15 protein-coding genes are annotated in these 18,900 nt (G+C 59.2%); 14 read left to right on the forward strand and 1 reads right to left on the reverse strand.

Going from position 1 to position 18,900, the window contains the following annotated elements; translation table 11 throughout:
- Window positions 1–39: 39 nt before the first annotated feature.
- From C3938_RS13815 to C3938_RS13845, 7 genes are all read left to right on the forward strand, one after another.
- Window positions 40–570 carry a cytochrome c-type biogenesis protein gene (locus tag C3938_RS13815; protein WP_233998920.1) on the forward strand — a complete coding sequence of 177 codons (531 nt, stop codon included), beginning with the start codon at window positions 40–42 and terminating at the stop codon, window positions 568–570.
- Window positions 563–1,825 carry a c-type cytochrome biogenesis protein CcmI gene (gene ccmI / locus C3938_RS13820; protein WP_105103843.1) on the forward strand — a complete coding sequence of 421 codons (1,263 nt, stop codon included), beginning with the start codon at window positions 563–565 and terminating at the stop codon, window positions 1,823–1,825. Before C3938_RS13815 ends, ccmI begins: the two co-directional genes overlap by 8 nt.
- Window positions 1,826–2,054: 229 nt before the next feature.
- Window positions 2,055–5,558 (forward strand): chromosome segregation protein SMC, encoded by a 3,504-nt coding sequence (smc, locus tag C3938_RS13825; RefSeq protein WP_105103844.1) that lies wholly within the window; start codon window positions 2,055–2,057, stop codon window positions 5,556–5,558.
- Between the two features lie 105 nt (window positions 5,559–5,663).
- Window positions 5,664–7,085, forward strand: coding sequence for a cell division protein ZipA (zipA, locus tag C3938_RS13830; protein ID WP_105103845.1), 1,422 nt, complete (start codon window positions 5,664–5,666; stop codon window positions 7,083–7,085).
- 97 nt (window positions 7,086–7,182) lie between these two features.
- Entirely contained in the window at window positions 7,183–9,219 is a 2,037-nt protein-coding gene (ligA, locus tag C3938_RS13835; protein ID WP_105103846.1) for an NAD-dependent DNA ligase LigA, read from the forward strand.
- A 165-nt stretch (window positions 9,220–9,384) separates the two neighbouring features.
- On the forward strand, window positions 9,385–9,819 hold the full coding sequence (locus C3938_RS13840; RefSeq protein WP_105103847.1) for a hypothetical protein: 435 nt from the start codon (window positions 9,385–9,387) through the stop codon (window positions 9,817–9,819).
- Between the two features lie 240 nt (window positions 9,820–10,059).
- Complete coding sequence (locus C3938_RS13845; RefSeq protein WP_105103848.1) at window positions 10,060–11,466, forward strand: class II fumarate hydratase; 1,407 nt, start codon at window positions 10,060–10,062, stop codon at window positions 11,464–11,466.
- A 35-nt stretch (window positions 11,467–11,501) separates the two neighbouring features.
- Here C3938_RS13845 and C3938_RS18305 read toward each other — a convergent pair whose 3' ends face one another.
- Complete coding sequence (locus C3938_RS18305) at window positions 11,502–11,624, reverse strand: hypothetical protein (RefSeq protein ID WP_267893045.1); 123 nt, start codon at window positions 11,622–11,624, stop codon at window positions 11,502–11,504.
- Between the two features lie 252 nt (window positions 11,625–11,876).
- Between C3938_RS18305 and C3938_RS13855 the strand changes: the two genes are divergently transcribed.
- The 7 genes from C3938_RS13855 (at window position 11,877) to C3938_RS13885 (ending at window position 18,892) form a co-directional block, all read left to right on the forward strand.
- Window positions 11,877–12,083 carry a hypothetical protein gene (locus tag C3938_RS13855; protein WP_105103850.1) on the forward strand — a complete coding sequence of 69 codons (207 nt, stop codon included), beginning with the start codon at window positions 11,877–11,879 and terminating at the stop codon, window positions 12,081–12,083.
- 80 nt (window positions 12,084–12,163) lie between these two features.
- Window positions 12,164–13,228, forward strand: coding sequence for an AraC family transcriptional regulator (locus C3938_RS13860; protein WP_105103851.1), 1,065 nt, complete (start codon window positions 12,164–12,166; stop codon window positions 13,226–13,228).
- A gap of 316 nt (window positions 13,229–13,544) precedes the next feature.
- Complete coding sequence (locus C3938_RS13865) at window positions 13,545–15,338, forward strand: acyl-CoA dehydrogenase C-terminal domain-containing protein (RefSeq protein ID WP_105103852.1); 1,794 nt, start codon at window positions 13,545–13,547, stop codon at window positions 15,336–15,338.
- Window positions 15,339–15,444: 106 nt separating this feature from the next.
- On the forward strand, window positions 15,445–15,771 hold the full coding sequence (locus tag C3938_RS13870) for an SCP2 sterol-binding domain-containing protein (RefSeq protein ID WP_105103853.1): 327 nt from the start codon (window positions 15,445–15,447) through the stop codon (window positions 15,769–15,771).
- A gap of 361 nt (window positions 15,772–16,132) precedes the next feature.
- Window positions 16,133–17,770, forward strand: coding sequence for an AMP-binding protein (locus tag C3938_RS13875; RefSeq protein ID WP_105103854.1), 1,638 nt, complete (start codon window positions 16,133–16,135; stop codon window positions 17,768–17,770).
- 103 nt (window positions 17,771–17,873) lie between these two features.
- Window positions 17,874–18,233 (forward strand): DUF1428 domain-containing protein, encoded by a 360-nt coding sequence (locus tag C3938_RS13880; protein ID WP_105103855.1) that lies wholly within the window; start codon window positions 17,874–17,876, stop codon window positions 18,231–18,233.
- 146 nt (window positions 18,234–18,379) lie between these two features.
- Complete coding sequence (locus C3938_RS13885; protein ID WP_233998921.1) at window positions 18,380–18,892, forward strand: phosphate-starvation-inducible PsiE family protein; 513 nt, start codon at window positions 18,380–18,382, stop codon at window positions 18,890–18,892.
- Window positions 18,893–18,900: the final 8 nt, after the last annotated feature.

The raw sequence follows: 18,900 nt of genomic DNA on the forward strand, positions 1-18,900 counted from the left end.
CCCCTCATTCATCCGCCCATCCGCCGCGGGAGACTATTCGTGCTGAGCCAGATCGATATGAAACCATTGCGCGCCGTGCGGGCACTGCTTGTGGTGGCGGCCCTGTATGCGGGCGCCACTTGGGCATCGGTGGAGGTGGAGCCACTTTCCAGCGCCGAGTTGCAGGCGCGCTATCAGGTACTGATCGAGGAGATGCGCTGCCCCAAATGTCAGAATCAGAACCTGGCCGGCTCTGACTCCATGGTGGCCACCGACCTGCGCCGCGAGATTCGCCGCCTTTTGGAAGAGGGGTTTAGCGATGCGGATATTCAGGATTATATGGTGGCGCGCTATGGCGACTTTGTGCTCTATCGGCCCCCGCTACAGCGGAACACGGTTGCGCTGTGGATTGCCCCCGGCGTATTCGCCGCACTGGGCCTGCTCACCTTGATCATCATTGTGGCGCGTTCCCGCAATGGCCGCGGAGGCCGTCAGGGGCAGGTGTCGCAGGCGTTGAGCGCAGAAGAGCAGCAGCGTTTGGATGAACTGCTCGGCAGCGGCGAACAGGGTGGAAGCAAACACAATGATTGATCTCTGGTTGATTCTGGCACTGTTGCTGTTGCCGCTGGCTGTCATCATTGCCTGGCCGCTACTGCGCGCGCGTGGTCGCGGTGACCGCGTGATAGGCATGCAAGTGGCTGGTGACAGCGACCTGGCGACGCACACCGCGCTGTATCGCGAGCATCTTGCGGAACTGGAAGCGTCCCGCGCCAGCGGTGTGATTGACGATGTCCATTACCAGTCGCTAAAGACCGAACTCGCGCGCAAGCTGCTGTCGGAGGAACGGGGGGGGTACCGCACTGCCAGTGCCCGTCAGGGCGGGCGCGGTCTGTTGTTCGGCCTGGCGCTCCTGTTGCCCTTTGCCGCGGTGGGCCTGTATTTCTATTGGGGCTCCTACAGCGACCTTGCGCTGTATCGCGATATCGCCGCCAGCCAGGTCGGGGAGACGGATATGGTGGCGGAAGCCCGTATCACCCAGCGGCTTCGTGCGCGGACACTCTCTCACCCTGAAGATTTGACCGGTCGCTATGTGCTGGCCCAGCGCCTTCTGGTAAGTAATGACCTGCAGGGCGCCATTGGTCAGTATCGATATATCGTTGAGCGAGAGCCGCAGGCGGCGAATGTGCGCGCCGAGCTTGCTCAGGCACTCTTTTTTGCCGGTGGCTCAAAGATGACTCCGGAAGTGGTTGGGGAAGTGAACGCGGTATTGTCGGAGCAGCCGGGCAACACCACGGCCCTGGGGCTGGCGGGTATCGCCGCGTTCGAACGTGAAGATTTTGCGGCAGCGCGCTCGCACTGGCAGCGCGCCCTGGCACAAATGCCGCCCGGTTCCAGCGCCGCCCAGGCACTGTCTGCGGGGGTGGCCCGCGCGGAACAGGCGTTGGCGAAGGCTGGCGTGCAGACGGATGTGCCGGTGTCTGGGGGCGTTGCCGACGCAGGGGCGGATGAGAATCGCATTGCGGTCAAGGTGACCCTGCCTGAAGGTGTCCCTGTCGCCCCGGATACCCCGGTGTTTATCTATGCCCGCACCGCGGACAGCCCTATGCCACTGGCCATTGTGCGCCTCACCGCGGCGGATCTGCCGGCCGAGGTGGTGTTGGATGAGTCCACGGCGATGATGCCCGGACGCAGTCTCAAGACGGTGGATCAGGTTCAACTGGTGGCGCGGCTCGCGGTCAATGGGAATGCCCGCCCGGCGCCAGGTGACTGGCAGGGTGAGGTGAAAACACTGCCTCGCAGTGACTGGGCGAAGCCGGCACATATCGCCATCGATCAGCAGATTTGAGGTTTGGTGCCTGTGCCCGTGTGGCGCCGATCGGGCGCGGCGGGGTTTGGCCCCGGCGGTCAAAATTAGCGCTGAAACACTGCCCGCAGCCATGTACAATCGGCGGTTTGCAAGACAATCGGCGATTTGGCGTTCACATAGCTAGATCTTCCGCAGATTACAACGAAGAGCGTCCGGCGGCGGTGCGTAGTGACCGTACGGGCGCCGGGTATTACCGAGTTTCAAGACCATGCGTTTGAAGTGCATCAAGCTGGCCGGGTTCAAGTCGTTCGTTGATCCGACCACCGTTTACTTCCCCTCCAATCTGAGCGCCGTGGTCGGCCCCAACGGCTGTGGCAAGTCCAATACCATCGACGCCGTGCGCTGGGTTATGGGGGAATCGTCCGCCAAGAATCTGCGCGGCGACTCCATGACCGACGTTATCTTCAACGGCTCCAGCGGCCGTAAACCGGTTGGTCAGGCGTCCATCGAACTGGTGTTCGACAATTCCGCCGGCAAACTCACCGGTGAATATGCCGCGTTCAGCGAGATCTCCATCAAGCGCAAGGTGACCCGTGACGGGCAGAACATCTATTACCTGAACGGCGAGAAGTGCCGTCGTCGCGACGTGACGGACCTGTTCCTGGGTACCGGCCTCGGCCCGCGCAGCTACGCGATTATCGAACAGGGCATGATCTCCAAACTGATCGAAGCCAAGCCGGAAGAGCTGCGGGTATTCATCGAGGAGGCGGCGGGCATCTCCAAGTACAAGGAGCGCCGCCGCGACACTGAAAACCGCATGCGCCGCACCAAGGAAAACCTGGAGCGCCTCACCGACATCCGCGACGAGCTGGACCGCCAGCTGGCGCGTCTCGAGCGACAGTCTGCCGCCGCGGAAAAGTACAGCCGTTTCAAAGAGGAAGAGCGCACCCACAAGGCGCATTTGCAGGCGCTGAAGTATCGCGAGCTGGACGACCAGACCCGGGCCAAGCAGCAGCAGATCGGTGAGCTGGAGCTCACGGTGGAAGAGCTGGTTACTCGCCAGGTGAGCTGCGATACCGGGATTGAAACCCAGCGTGTGGCCTATCACGAATTCTCCGATGCCTTCAATGAAGTGCAGGGCCGTTTCTACGCGGTGGGCGCGGATATTGCGCGCCTGGAACAGAGCATCTCCCATGCGCGCGAGCGCAATTCCCGTCTGCAGTCGGATCTTGCCCGCACCGAGCAGGAGTTTGCCGAGTCGCAGTCGCTGCTGTCCGCGGATCAGGAGCGTGCGCTGGAGTTCGAGGCCGAGCTTGAAGTGATTGTGCCGGATCTGGAGATGGTTCAGGCCGCCGAAGAAGAGTCCGCGCAGACCCTGCTCACCGCGGAAGATCAGATGCGCGAGTGGCAGAACGAGTGGGACCAGTTCAACCAGGGTGCGTCCGACTCCCGTCAGCGCGCTGAGGTGCAGCAGTCCCGCATTCAACACCTGGAGACCTCTTCCCAGCGCTTGCGCGACCGCATAAACAAACTGCAGAGCGAGCTCGAGAGTCTCAGCGGTTCCGCCGACGACAGCGAGCTGGAACAGCAGAACGAAGAGCTGGCGGAACTGGAAATGCAGCTCGCCGAGCTGCGTGAGTCCATTTCCGAGCAGGTGGAGCAGCTGGCCGACCTGCGCCGCCAGGAAGCCGACCTTGCCGGTGAGCTCGACAAAGAGCGCCTGCAGCTGCAGACCAGTCGCGGGCGCCAGGCTTCCCTCGAGGCACTGCAGCAGGCGGCCATGGGGCAGGGCAAGGCGGTGGCCGGTTGGCTGGAGCAGCACAACCTGCAGGATCGCCCGCGCCTGGCGGAACAGATCCGCGCGCAATCCGGCTGGGAGACCGCGGTGGAAACCGTGCTCGGTGCCCAGCTGCAGGCCGTGTGTATCGACCAGATCGAGTCACTGCAAGAGTCCCTTGCCAGCTTTGATGGTGGTCAGGCGATATTCGTGGATGGCCGCAGCGTGGCCGCGTCTGGCGCCGGTAGCCTGCCCAGGTTGTGCGATGTGGTGGAGGGGCCGGTTTCCCTGGCAGGCCTGATCGACAGCATCTATACCGCAGAAGACCTGAATGCAGCACTGGCCAAACGGGACCAGCTGAAGGGCGGTGAATCCATTGTCACCCGCGACGGTTTGTGGATCGGTCCAAACTGGTTGCGGGTCAGCCGCGGTGCCGATGCGGAAGCCGGTGTACTGGCGCGCAAGCAAGAACTGGAAAATCTCTCCCTGGCCGTGGAAGAGTGCGAGGCGCGCATTGAGGAGCTGAGCGAGCAGCGCGAGCAGCTTCGCCGTCGCGCCACGGAACTGGAATCCGGCATCGAACAGTCCCGCAACAGTGCCGAGCAATTGAACCGCCGCACCGGCGATCTGCGCAGCCAGTTGTCCGCCCAGCGTGCACGCCAGGAGCAGATGGACGAACGCCGCCGCCGTATCGAGCAGGAAATTGCCGAGGTACGCGAGCAGAAAGACGCGGAAGCGGAATCCATTTCCGAAGCGCGCGTCGCCCTGCAGGAGGCAGTCGAGGCCATGAGCGACGATACCGATCGCCGCGAATCCATGCTGGCGCGCCGCGAGGCCCTGCGCGAAGCCCTTGACGCTGCGCGCCAGCGAGCCCGTGAGGACAAAGACCGCTCTCACGAGCTGGCTATGCGCGAGCAGTCCGTGCGTACCCAGAAGGTTTCCCTGGAGCGCACCCTGCAGGTGCTGCGCGAGCAGGTTGAGCGTTTGCAGGAGCGTCGCGAACAACTGCATCTGCAGATGGAGGAAGCTCAGGACCCGTCACAGGATTTCCAGAGTGAACTGGAAGAAAAACTCGCGGCGCGCATCGACGTGGAACAGGAGTTGACCGCGGCGCGCAAGAAACTCGAAGAAGTCGAAAGCACCCTGCGCAGCCACGAGCAGGAGCGCCAGAAGGCGGAATCCGCCCTGCAGGGGGTGCGCGCGCAGCTGGAGATGCAGCGCCTGGAGGCCAAGACACTGGAAACCCAGCGCAACGGTCTTGTGGAGCAGCTGCGGGAATCCGATCATGACGTGGAGCAACTGCTGGGGGAACTCCCGGACGAGCTGACCGTCGAAGCGGTACAACAGGATATCGAACTGGTGGCTGCACGGATCTCGCGGCTCGGCCCCATCAACCTGGCAGCCATCGACGAATACAAAACGGAATCCGAGCGCAAAAATTATCTGGATCGCCAGTTCGGCGACCTGAACGACGCGCTGGAAACCCTGGAAAATGCCATCCGTCGCATCGACAAGGAAACCCGGACCCGCTTCAAGGAGACGTTCGACCAGGTCAACAGCGGCCTGCAGGAGCTGTTCCCGAAAGTGTTCGGCGGCGGTCACGCCTATCTCGAACTCACTGGCGAGGATCTGCTGGATACCGGTATCGCGATCATGGCGCGCCCGCCGGGGAAACGGAACAGCACCATCCACCTGCTGTCCGGTGGTGAAAAGGCACTGACTGCGATTGCGCTGGTGTTTTCCATTTTCCGCCTCAACCCGGCGCCCTTCTGTATGCTGGACGAGGTGGATGCACCACTGGATGATGCCAACGTCGGGCGTTATGCGCGCATGGTAAAAGAAATGTCCGAGCACGTGCAGTTCATCTACATTACTCACAACAAGATCGCCATGGAGATGGCCGATCAGTTGCTTGGGGTAACCATGCACGAACCGGGCGTGTCCCGACTGGTATCCGTGAATGTGGAAGAGGCCGCGGAGCTGGCATCGGCGTGATGAAGGTACGAGTGAGTTGTGATCGGATGATCCCGGTGAATTGCAACGCATGGAGTCCGGCGTGGCGGATTCAGGGGAAGTCGGCAAAGGGAGAGGGAAGCAGAAATGGATAACTGGCTGATCAATCTGCTGGCACTGGTGCTGTTTGTGGTCGTGCTGGATGGCGCTCGCCGCGCGTGGCTCAAGCATCGCGACAGCATGAAAGTGTCTCGCAACCTGTCCCGCACCATGCGCAGGGATGTGGATGACTACAATGAAGACATTCTCTCCACCCCACGCGTAGTGGACGCGGTCGAGCGTCCCGATACCCGTGCGGATGACGTTTTTTCAACGACCGTGCGCAGTGGTGAAGCGCCGGCGTGTGGTGCCTCGCTGGCAGATTCGCCGTTGGAATTCATTGACCCGGAAGAGGCGGAGAAGCGCCGCCAGATTTCCGCGGAACTGCCCGGTACGGTACGCGTTGTGCAGCGTCGCAAGCCGGAGGATGCAAACCAGGTCAATCGACAGGTTCAGCAGAATTTTTACTCCTCCCGCAAACCGCTGGCCGGCAGCCGCCCCGATCGCCGGGACTCCGATGATGGTGAAACCCCAATGCCTGGAGAACCGCGTCTGGAGTCCGCACGCGTACCGGAACAGGTGTCGCTGAACCTGGATGAGCAGGTACCGGTGCTGATGGATTCCGTCGCGGATCAGATATCTGAGCTTGAGGAAGAAGCCTCCCTCAGCGCGGTGTCGCCGCAGGGTGATGCGAACACCGAGACCGCTGCGCGTAGTGACATTGATCCTCTGGCTGGCCTGGCGGACGAGCCGTTTGCCAGCGGTCGCCGCGAGCCACTGTTGGACGAGTCCGCAAGCCTGGATTCTTTGAGCGCCAGTGTCGATGAACCGGCAGTTCAGCGCGACGTGCCGGACGAAAAAGCGCGCACCGCTAAATCTCTGTGGGCGAGCGCCGACCTCAAACTGCCGGAACTGAAATTCCCCGACCTGAAAAGGGCGGTTACACCCGCACGGGAGAGTCGCGAACAAACCGAGGTGCCGGCGAAAGGCCGTTCGGGCAAGCGTGAAACCACAGCGCGTAAGGAGCGTCCCGTGGAAGAGGTTCTCATCCTGAATATCATGGCGCCCGCGGGGGACTATTTCGAGGGCAATGATCTGCTGCGTGCCTTGTTTGCTTGTGGCATGCGCTTTGGTGACATGAACATTTTCCATTACCACACCGGTGAGGATGGCGAGGGGCCTGCGCTCTTCAGTCTGGCGAATATTGTGGTGCCCGGCACGTTCGATATGTCGGCAATGGAAGACTTCACCACCCCTGGTGTCAGCCTGTTCCTGGCGCTGCCGGCGGAAGTGGAAGCGCTAAAAGCCTTCAACACGCTGCTGACCACCGCGCGTTATATCGCCGAGCAGCTGGGAGGTGAACTCAAAGATGAAAATCGCAGTGTGTTTACCGCGCAGACCGCGGAGCACTATCGCCAGCGGGTGATGGAATTCCAGCGCCGCAAGGCCCTGGCCAAGGCGCAGGCCTGAGCTTCTGATACCCGGCACTGCGGGAGTCGGAATACGGCTCCCGCAGAATACTGTCCCGATTGCACCAGCAAGAATTCCCCATTTTTGCGGATAAAAAATGACAAAAACCATTCCCCCTGAGACGCAAAAACGCGCTCTGGAACTGCACGACATTCTCAATCGCGCCAATTACCAATACTACGTGCTGGATACTCCGGAACTGCCGGATGTCGAGTACGATCGCTGCCTGCGTGAACTGCAAGCTCTGGAGAATGAGTACCCGCAGCTGGTCACCAGCGATTCCCCCACCCAGCGTGTCGGCGCGGAGCCGCTCGCGGCCTTTACCCAGGTCCGCCATGAAATGCCCATGCTGTCACTGGACAACGCCTTCAGCGATGAGGAAATGGAGGATTTCGATCGGCGTATCCGCGACCGCCTGAACAGTGTGGAACCGGTGGAATACGCGTGTGAACCGAAACTCGATGGCATTGCCGTGAGCCTGCTGTACCGCAACGGTGTCCTTGAGCGCGCGGCCACCCGCGGCGACGGCGCCGTGGGCGAAGATATCACCCAGAACGTGCGCACTATTTTCTCTGTGCCGTTAAAACTGCTTGCCTCTGATGTGCCGGCGGTGCTGGAGGTACGCGGCGAGATTTACATGCCGAAGGCGGGCTTCGCGGCTTTGAACGACAAGGCCCGGGAAGCCGGAGAGAAAGGCTTCGTTAATCCACGTAATGCGGCCGCCGGCAGCCTGCGCCAGCTGGATCCGCGTATTACCGCCCAGCGTCCGCTGGAGCTCTGCGTGTACAGTGTGGGAATTGTCGAAGGTGGTGAACTTCCGGAGCGTCACAGCGAAATTCTTGCCCAGCTGAATCGCTGGGGATTCCGGATCAACAGCGAGATGGCGGTGGCGGAAAATATCCAGGCCTGTCTCGAGTATTACCGCAAGCTCGGGGAGAAGCGCGCACAATTGGCCTATGACATTGACGGCATCGTATTCAAGGTCAACAGCATCGCGCTGCAAAAGCGTCTGGGTTTCGTCGCGCGCGCACCGCGCTGGGCAACCGCGTATAAATTTCCCGCTCAGGAAGAAATGACCGAGCTGCTGGATGTGGAGTTCCAGGTGGGGCGCACCGGCGCGGTTACCCCGGTGGCGCGCCTGCAGCCGGTGTTTGTCGGCGGCGTGACCGTCTCCAATGCCACATTGCACAATCGCGATGAAATCGAACGTCTCGGTGTGAAAATCGGCGATACGGTTATTATCCGCCGCGCTGGTGACGTGATTCCCCAGGTGGTTTCCGTTGTGGCAAGTCGCCGTCCCGCCGATGCACGGGATATCGAATTTCCCAGTCACTGTCCGGTATGTGATTCACCGGTGGAAGCCACGCCGGGCGAAGCGGTTGCCCGCTGTAGCGGAGGCCTGATCTGCAGTGCCCAGCGCAAGCAGGCGATCAAGCATTTTGCCTCGCGCAAGGCCATGGATATCGACGGTCTCGGCGACAAGCTCGTGGAGCAGTTGGTGGATGAAGGACTGCTCAATTCCGTCTCAGGCCTGTACCGCCTCTCGCTGGAACCGCTGATGGCGCTGGAGCGTATGGGCGAGAAATCCGCACAGAATCTGCTGGATGCACTGGAGCGCAGTAAGGCCACCACGCTGCCCAAATTCCTCTACGCGCTCGGCATCCGCGAAGTCGGCGAAGCCACCGCGCGCAACCTCGCGCGGCACTTTGGCCAACTGGAAAAACTCATGCAGGCGGATACCGAGGCCCTGCAGCAGGTCGAGGATGTCGGTCCGGTGGTGGCCCACTATGTAGCGGAGTTCTTCGAACAACCCCACAATCTGGAAGAGGTCGCTGCGCTGCAGCAGGCCGGTGTGTATTGGGAAGACGAAGTTCGTGAGGAGGGGACGCAACCGCTTGCCGGTCAGACCTGGGTGCTCACCGGCAAACTGGAAACCCTTTCTCGCAGCGAAGCGAAAGACTACCTGCAACGTCTCGGCGCCAAGGTCGCCGGCAGTGTCTCAGCCAATACCCATACGGTGGTGGCGGGGCCTGGCGCCGGGTCGAAACTGAACAAGGCGCGGGAACTGGATCTTCCGGTGCTGGATGAGGAGGGGCTGATGGCGATGTTGCGGGAACAGGGTATCGAGATCTGATCGCTTCCACCCATCTGGTCGAATTGCGATCAAGTCGTGAATTTGACGACAATCCAAGGTGGCTTTCTGACCGGTGCGCCGTTACAGTTGGCGAAATCAGTTTTTTCGACAGCGCCTGCTGACCAATGTAATTGTGCTGCAGGAAAGTGTAGGGGTTGGCACAGCGTGATTCAGGGTGATCAGGAATCCATCGTTTATGGCTGTATCAAAGACAGCAACAGCCTGACCGGCGGCAGTGACCGCCGCCGGGTCAATCGCGAAGCTATTCTGGCCCTGCCCAGTGCCGATGAGTGGCCCTTTCTCTGTCGCGATATGTTTTCCATTCCCACGATCAAGGTCAAACAGTCCCAGTATCAGACCGACGTGATTCACTTCGGTGCCTCTTACCGCGCTATCGAATACGAGTGGAACCACTGGATTCAGAAATTCGAAGAATTGCTGCGCAGCATGTACTGGGTCTCTGCCACCGTGCACCTCGAAACCGAACTCTCCGGAACGCACTCTTTCAACTGGGAGGCTGCCGGCCTGTACCACGAGCCCGGCTGCGGTGAAATGCAGGTGCGCTGTGAGTGGACCCAGGAAGGCCGCGTCAGCATCTGAACATCTACTGCGCGTGCGCCTGGCGGCGTCCGGTGGTACTGGTGCGCCAGCCCGGTCGGCATACACATATATGATCGGTACACTCCGCTGCCTTCGCTCCGGCGGCCACCTGTTCGCTTCGATTTTTTGAACCTTTTTGAAGTTGTTTCCAATCCGCGGCTTGGCACACTAAATTGGTGACGGCTTTCCGTTTGCACAATTTGTGCGCCTGCCTAATCTTTGGCGCAACAGAGGTGGTCAATGCCCGACAAGTCATCTGAAGGCGCAGAAAAATTTCGTATTGAAAAAGACAGTCTGGGGGAGGTGCGAGTCCCGGTGTCGGCGCTGTATGGTGCCCAGACCCAGCGCGCGGTGGAAAATTTTCCGGTCAGCGGCTATCCGTTGCCGCGGGAATTTGTGCGCGCTGTGGTGGCGATCAAGCGCGCAGCGGCGGAGACCAATCGCAACCTTGGCATTCTCGATGGCAATCTGGCAGAGGCCATAATCCAGGCCTGTGACCAGCTGAGTGAGTCGGATTACCAGAACCAGTTTCCGATCGATGTTTTCCAGACTGGCTCCGGCACCAGCACCAATATGAATGTAAACGAGGTGCTGGCCCATCTCGCCACGCAAGCCTGCGGGCAAGCCGTCAGCGCCAATGATCACGTCAATATGTGCCAGAGCAGCAACGACGTGATTCCCACCGCTATTCATCTCTCCACGCTACTCGCTCTGCAGAACAGATTGCTGCCGGCACTGGTGCATCTGATCGAAACGATAGATCAGAAGGCCGAAAACGTGGCCGGTGTGGTGAAAACCGGCCGCACGCATCTGATGGATGCGGTGCCCATTACGCTGTCCCAGGAACTGCGGGCCTGGGCTGCGCAGATAAAACTGTGCAAGGCGCGCATTGAATCGTCGCTGCCGCGTCTGGAAGCGCTGGCGCAGGGGGGGACGGCGGTGGGCACAGGGCTGAATGCCCATGGGGAATTTGCGGTGATGTTTGCGCGGAAGCTCAGCAGTGCCTGCGGTGTTTCCCTGCGGCCGGCGGAGAACCCGTTTGCGGCCATCGCGAGCCAGGATACCGCTGTAGAGGTATCCGGCCAACTCAGAACTCTGGCAGTGGCATTGATGAAAATTGCCAACGACCTGCGCTGGATGAACAGCGGACCGCTGGCCGGATTCGGTGAAATCGCGTTGCCGTCGCTCCAGCCCGGCAGCAGCATCATGCCGGGTAAGGTGAATCCGGTGATCGCAGAGTCCGTAGCCATGGTTGCGGCCAAGGTGATGGGTAATGACGCTACCGTTGCGGTGGCGGGGCAGAGCGGTAATTTCCAGCTCAACGTCATGTTGCCGGTGATTGCTTTTTCCCTGCTGGAAAGCGTGCGAATCCTTACCGCCGCCACGCGTATGCTGGCGGATAGGGCGATTTCCGGTTTTACCGTGAATGAGCCCCGTATCAGTGAGGCGCTGGCGAGAAATCCGATACTGGTTACGGCACTCAATCCAGTTATTGGCTACGGAAAAGCGGCGGAAATCGCCAAGACTGCCTATGCCAGCGGTCGCCCTGTGCTGGAGGTCGCCATGGAGATGACGACGTTATCGCGCACGGAACTTGAGCATCTGCTGGACCCGGCACGCCTCAGTCGCGGAGGAATCGTTGAGTGATGTCTGCAGCGCGATTTCAATGACGGGGCGCGCGTTCAAGTGAGCAGCAGAATGCCCAGCAACATCGAGCCGGTGAGTAACATCATGCATTCGATCCAGGTTGCGAGTCTGCGCAACGTGCGGCGATCTTCCCTACGGTAGAGCAGTCGATGTTTCATGGCTTGCATCTCCCTGGTATACGCGGAAATGCCGGGCGAACCATGGCTTGAGCCCAGTCGCTGGTCCAAGCTCTGAGCAGCCCCTTCGTTGACACTCCTGCCCCGATGTTGCAGGATTCCGCGCCGTGCTGCTGGCCTGCGCCAGTATCCAGTACCCGTTCGCATGGGGCGCTGCTGTCCGCCCTGCTTTAAGGGTAGTGTTGGCGACTGCCGTCGACCATCCATTCATTTCTCACTGGAAGTGTTTCAGCTATGGCCAAAAAACGTCGCCGTTCGTTCATTACCAGTGTTCTTGCGTGTATCGCGTTTATTGCCGCGGCGATCTGGAGCTGGGACTTGCCGGTGGCGGATGTGCTCAGTTATCTGGTGTTGATGCTGTTGTTCCTCGCGGGGATCGTGGCATTGGCCCTGGGTTTCGGTGCGCTGTTGAACTGGCTGCGCAACCGCAGAGACAAATAGTCCGGGATCCGTCGTTCGGACGGTGGTAAACAAAGAGAAAGTCTGCGAGAACGGGAGCCCGACGGGTTAAACCAGCGAAAATGGAAAGCGCCAACGACGATATCCGCATTCCCATTGCCTATGTGCAGCGGCTGCTGGACGAGGCCTCGAAACATGGCTGTGACCGCGGCGAACTGCTGGCATCCGTGGGTATTTCCGAGCCGGATCTGGAAGACACCGCGGCCTTCTCCGCGGTCAAGTACGGTCGCCTCTACCAGCGGGTCATGTGGCTTGCCCAGGACGAGTGGTTCGGTATGTTGAGTGGCGGGCGGGTACGCTCGGGCTCTTTCCGGTTGCTGTGTCTTACCGTGGTGAATTGCGCGACGGTGCGCCAGGCCATCACACTGAGCGCAGAGTTCATGGAAATCTGTCGCGGCTTTCGCGTCAAGCCGGTACTGCATCCGCAAGGGGAGCGCGACAGAGTTGTCATTCAGGGGATCAGTTCCCTGGCGCCCGGTGAATTCGATCAGCTGATTGCAGAGACCTCACCGGGGGTTATTCGCACCACGCTCGCGGTGTGGCACCGTTTCTACTGCTGGCTGGTGGGGCGAGAGATCCCCCTGGCCAAGCTGCATTTTTCCTTTCCCTGCCCGGAGGAGTTTCTGACTCTGGCGCAGAGCGAGGCCGGTGAGCTGCTGTTTGAGCAGCCCGGTAACGCGCTGGAGTACGAAAGCCGCTACCTCGACTATCCCATTGTGCAGAGCCCCCAGACGGTGGAGGATTTCATCCGCACCGCCCCCTATCATCTGGTGATCAGCGATGGGAATGCCAACAGCATCAAGACCAAGGTGAAAACCATCCTCAACCGGGATGTCAGTGAATCCATGCCGGCGGCCGAGGCGGTGGCCGAGCGGCTGAACATGTCGGTCACCACACTGCGACGCAAGCTGCAACACGAGAATACGTCTTACCAGAAGCTGAAGGACGAGTGCCGCATGGAGGCTGCATTTCACTATCTCAGCTGCCCGGATCTTTCCAATACCCAGATTGCGGAAATGCTCGGTTTTGATGAGGCCAGCGCCTTTTTCCGCGCCTTCAAAAAGTGGACGGGGGTAACGCCCGGCGAATATCGCAAGAGTCCACGCGCCACATCCGCGGGTCTGTAAGCTTCGCGCCCACAGGATCGGCTTCGCACTTTTTCATGGTTTTCCGCCGTCTGTCGGAAGATTTTCCCTCAGTTTTACCGACGGTTTCTGACTGGTTCGTCAGAGAGAAAATGTCGTTCTCTACGCCGTATTTTGTTAGTGGTTTGGACACTTTTCGCCATAGTGGCTTTTGGCAATTTGCAACTAATATGAATAAAACCAAAAGTTGAGTCACAGAAGTGACGGCCCGGTACTGCTTTTAGTGGCCGTCCGTGATGGCTGTGAATTCCGGGCCCCGGTCCACCGACTACAAAATTGCCAGAAGAGGGTAATCAGGATGAGCGAGATCAAGATTCCGCTGCGCGACATGCGCTTCGCCATGCGTGAGCTGCTGAACTGGGACCAGCACTACGAGTCTCTGGGCTATGAAGATGCGAGCCCGGACGTGGTGGATGCCATCCTGGAAGAGGGCGCCAAGTTCTGTGAGAACGTGCTCGCCCCCCTGAATCAGATCGGCGACCAGCAGGGCTGTACTTGGAAAGACGGCGAAGTCATCACCCCGGAAGGCTTCAAGGAGGCCTACCAGCAGTTCGTAGAAGCCGGTTGGCCGTCTCTGGCACACAGTGTGGATCACGGCGGCCAGGGGCTGCCTCCGTCTCTGGGAACCATCCTGAGTGAGATGGTGGGCACCGCCAACTGGTCCTGGGGCATGTACCCCGGCCTCTCCCATGGCGCTATGAACACCCTGGAAGCTCATGGTACCGATGAGCAGAAGCACACCTACCTGACCAAGCTGGTCGAGGGCAGCTGGACCGGCACCATGTGCCTGACCGAGCCGCACTGCGGTACCGACCTGGGTATCCTGCGCTCCAAGGCCGAGCCCAACGACGACGGCTCCTACTCCATTTCCGGCACCAAGATTTTCATTTCCGCCGGTGAGCACGATATGGCCGAGAACATCGTCCACATCGTTCTCGCCCGCCTGCCCGACGCCCCCGCCGGCACCAAGGGTATCTCTCTGTTTATCGTTCCTAAGTTCCTGCCGACGGCCGACGGCTCCGTAGGTGAGCGCAATGGCGTCAGCTGCGGCTCCCTGGAACACAAAATGGGTATTCACGGCAACGCCACTGCAGTATTGAACTTCGACGGCGCCAAAGGCTTCCTGATCGGCCCGCCGAACAAGGGCCTGAACTGTATGTTCACCTTCATGAACACCGCGCGTCTGGGTACCGCCCTGCAGGGTGTTGCGCACGCCGAAGCGGGCTTCCAGAAGTCCCTGGCCTACGCCAAGGACCGCCTGCAGATGCGCTCCCTGAGTGGCCCGAAAAACCCGAACGGCCCGGCCGACCCGATCATCGTGCACCCGGATGTGCGCCGTATGCTGTTGACCCAGAAGGCTTTTGCCGAGGGTGGTCGTATGCTGGTGCTGCTGTGTGCGCAGCAGGTGGACCGCACCCAGGTGGGCAGCGAGGAAGAGCGCAAAGACGCCGATGATCTGCTGGCCTTCCTGACCCCGATTGCCAAGGCATTCCTGACCGAAACCGGTTATGAGTCCGCCAACCTGGGCATGCAGTGTTTCGGTGGCCACGGCTACATCGCCGAGTGGGGCATGGAACAGAACGTGCGTGACTCCCGTATTTCTACCATTTACGAAGGCACCACTGGCGTTCAGGCGCTGGACCTGCTGGGCCGCAAAGTACTGATGAGTCAGGGCGAACTGCTGCGCAAGTTCACCAAGATCGTGCACAAGTTCTGCAAGGCGGAAGTGGATAACGAAGCTCTCGCTCCTTATGTCGCCAAGCTGCAGGAGATCAACCAGCAGTGGGGCGAGCTGACCATGAACATCGGCGTAAAAGCCATGGAAAACCCCGACGAAGTCGGCGCGGCTTCCGTGGATTACCTGATGTATTCCGGTTACGCGGTACAGGCGTACCTGTGGGCGCTGGCCGCCAAGGTGGCAAACGAGAAACTCGCCGCGGGCACCGAGGAAGAAGACTTCTATCGCGCCAAGCTGGCTACTGCACGCTTCTTCTTCGATCGTATTCTGCCGCGCACGTCGTATCACGCGATTGCCATGCAGAGCGGTGCTGACAACCTGATGAGCCTCGATGCGGAACATTTCGTATTCTGAGACTGACATCACCTGAGACACCGCCACTGGTAACAGTGGCGGTGTTTTTGAATCCAGCTTGCACCAACGGAGGTGTAAGGCGGATGAAAGTAAAACTGGAACACTGATGCAATTACCGGCGCGAATTCTCGAGCGACTGCGGGGGTTAACTTGTCTGCCCAGTACCACTCGGGTACAGTTTCGACTGCCGGACGGCAGCGATTTTTACCTGCAGGTGCAGCGCGCAGGTGACACGCATGGCGCCATTGAGGCCGTTCAGGGCTCGGGTGAGGTGGAAGTCGCCGATTTGGAGCTTGAGATGTCTTTCCAGACCTTGAACGACATCATTGACGGCCAGTTGAGCGCGCGGCATGCCTTCCTGCTGGGAGATATCCGCTATACCGGAAGCCGCGAACTGGCGGCCGCACTGGCGGATCTGTTTTCCATCCAGTGATTCTGGGGAAATACAAGTTTGTTTCGGGTCACCTGTTTGCTTTCGGCAAATCCGTGGGGCCCCGCAACGTGCATTTCTTCCGGCTGGAAATTCAGGCGGATGATTTGCCTCTTTCCAGCGCATTCATCGGATAACTATCAAAACTTACAATAATTATCTGTCCGCATAACCCTGACCTTGTGATTTCGTCTATATACGGACAAGGAATTACGTGTTGGCCCGTTTTGTTTCTCTGGTGCCTGCCAGTGGGACGATCGGCGACAGGTTTCTTCGCTCTGTAGCCTGAGTGATAATTCGCAGGGTAAGGTTCGACGCCAGATTGGCGGGCAGCACCACAAAAACAACATTGGGAGAAAATAAGTTGGACATCGAACGCAGTATTCTTGACGTGTTTAGCAGTGCCGCGGCGAAGTATGCTGAGCGGCCAGCGTTTACCTGTCTCGGGCACACGCTTACCGTTGGCGACATCGATCGGCTCAGTGCCAACTTTGCCTCCTATCTGCAGAACAATACCAACCTCAAACCCGGTGACCGCATCGCTGTGCAGCTACCCAACGTACTGCAGTACCCGGTGGTGGTGTTCGGCGCGCTGCGCGCGGGGCTGATCGTTGTCAACACCAATCCGCTGTATACCCGTCGTGAACTTAAACATCAGCTTAATGATTCTGGCGCCAAAGCTCTGGTAGTTCTGGCGAACATCGCCGATACCGCTTCCGCCGTCGTTGCTGAAACTTCCGTGGAGCAGGTGATTGTTTCCGAAATCGCCGACCTGCACCCGCCGCTCAAGCGTATGTTGATCAACAACGTCGCGAAGTACATCAAGAAGATGGTGCCGGCATTCAGTTTCGCCAAGCAGGTGGATTTCCGCGATGCGATGGCCGCCGGTGCCAAACGGCCCCATCAGGATGTCGCGCGCACCCCGGATGATATTGCTGTGCTCCAGTACACCGGTGGTACCACGGGTGTCGCCAAAGGCGCCATGCTCACCAATCGCAATCTGGTGGCGAACATGGAGCAGGTACGCGAAGCGCTCGGTGACTCCATGAAAGAGGGCGAGGAATACTACGTCGCGCCGCTGCCGCTGTACCACATCTACGCATTTACGATTCACTGTATGTGTTTGTTTACCACAGGTAACCATTCGCTGCTGATTCCGAATCCCCGCGACATCCCTGGATTCATCAAAACCCTCAAGGGCAAGCGTTTCACTGGTTTCTGTGGTCTGAATACCTTGTTCAACGGCCTGATGCGCAACCCGGAATTTGCCAACCTGGACTTCAGTAAATTGCACACTACCTGTTCCGGCGGTATGGCGCTGACCCGCGCCACAGCGGAAAAGTGGGAGCAGATGACCGGTTGTGTGGTGACCGAAGGCTACGGTATGACCGAGACCTCTCCGGTGGTGTCCTTCAACCCTGCGGAAGCGGTACAGCTGGGCACCGTCGGTGTTGCCGTGCCGGGTACCGAAGTGAAGGTGACGGACGAAAACGGCAATGATCTTCCCAACAACACGCCGGGAGAGCTGTGTGTGCGCGGGCCGCAGGTAATGAAAGGCTATTGGGAGCGCCCGGAAGCTACTGCGGATACCATCGATGCGGAAGGCTGGTTGAAAACCGGTGATATGGCAGTAATCCAGGACGACGGTTACATCAAAATTGTCGACCGCAAAAAGGACATGATCATCGTTTCCGGCTTCAATGTTTATCCGAACGAAATTGAAGACATTGTTGCCGCACATCCGAAAGTGACAGAAGCCGCCGCTGTCGGTATCCCTGACGAGCGCAGTGGTGAGGCGGTCAAGCTGTTTGTTGTCAGAGCGGATCAATCTCTGACCGCGGAGGAAGTTATCGCCTACTGCCGCGAGAATATGACCGCTTACAAGGTACCGAAAAACATCGAATTCCGCGAAGATCTGCCGAAAACCAATGTGGGCAAGATTTTGCGTCGCGAGTTGCGCGACGAGGAACTCAAGAAAGTGGAAGCGGAAGTCAGCGCCTGACGACAGGCGCGTTCCGGTAATAAAAAACCCGCTGCTTGCAGCGGTTTTTTTTTCGCTGTTTTTTGTCTGCCGAGATCCGCAGTCATTCAATAAGGAGATTCCCATGTCGCGTTACGTTGATGGTTTTGTGGTTCCGGTTCCCAGGGCAAATCTGGACGCCTACCTGGCGCTGGCAACGCTCGCTGGTGAGGTCTGGAAGGAATACGGCGCTCTGGAGTATGTGGAGTGTGTGGCGGACGATGTGCCGGAAGGCGAGATCACGTCCTTTCCCATGAGCGTGAAGCTGGAAGAGGGCGAGGTCGTGGTGTTTTCCTGGATTACTTATCCTTCGCGGGAAGCGCGGGATGAGATCAACAAGAAGGTTATGGCTGACCCGCGAATTGCTGAAATGGGCAAGGATAAGGTGCCATTTGATGGCAGGCGCATGATCTGGGGGGGATTCAAAACGCTGGTGGAAAGGTAAAGCGATTTGCCAATCGGAGGGAATTGGTGATGGGGAACTGGCAGTTGCGCTATAACTATTAACCCGGCAGTCAATAGATTTTCCGGGTTAATGCGGCTGGACATGCCGGGTTACTAGAAGAAGGAAGTCTACGACTGGAGCAGGGAATGTCAGATCAGCGCCGACGCCCCACACTGATCCATGAGGAGTTACCCGCGGAACACGAAGATCCGCTGATTCGTGTTTTGCATATCGTCATTCGCGCTTCGGTGCGCTTTCTCGCCATATTGATGGCGCTGGTCATCATGTGGAGTGTCGCCGACGTGGTCTGGGTCCTGTACCAGCGCCTTCGTTCGGAGCCGGTGCTGTTACTGAATCACAACGACCTTTTCGATGTTTTCGGTGCGATTATGCTGGTGCTGATTTCAATCGAAATATTCATCAATATCCGTCTGTACCTTGGATCCAATGTGATTCCGATCCAGCTGGTGGTGGCGACGGCACTGATGGCGATCGCGCGGAAAGTCATTGTGCTCGATCTCGATGACACCGGGCCGAATTACATTCTGGGCATCGGCGCAGTGGTACTGGCGCTGGGGGTCACCTACTGGCTGGTTGCCAAGAAGGAAGCGTTGGCATGCCGCGAGCGACGCAGACTGCTCGACGACCAGGAGGAATGATTCCCTCT

Source organism: Microbulbifer pacificus (genome assembly GCF_002959965.1).
GTDB classification, from domain to species: domain Bacteria; phylum Pseudomonadota; class Gammaproteobacteria; order Pseudomonadales; family Cellvibrionaceae; genus Microbulbifer; species Microbulbifer pacificus_A.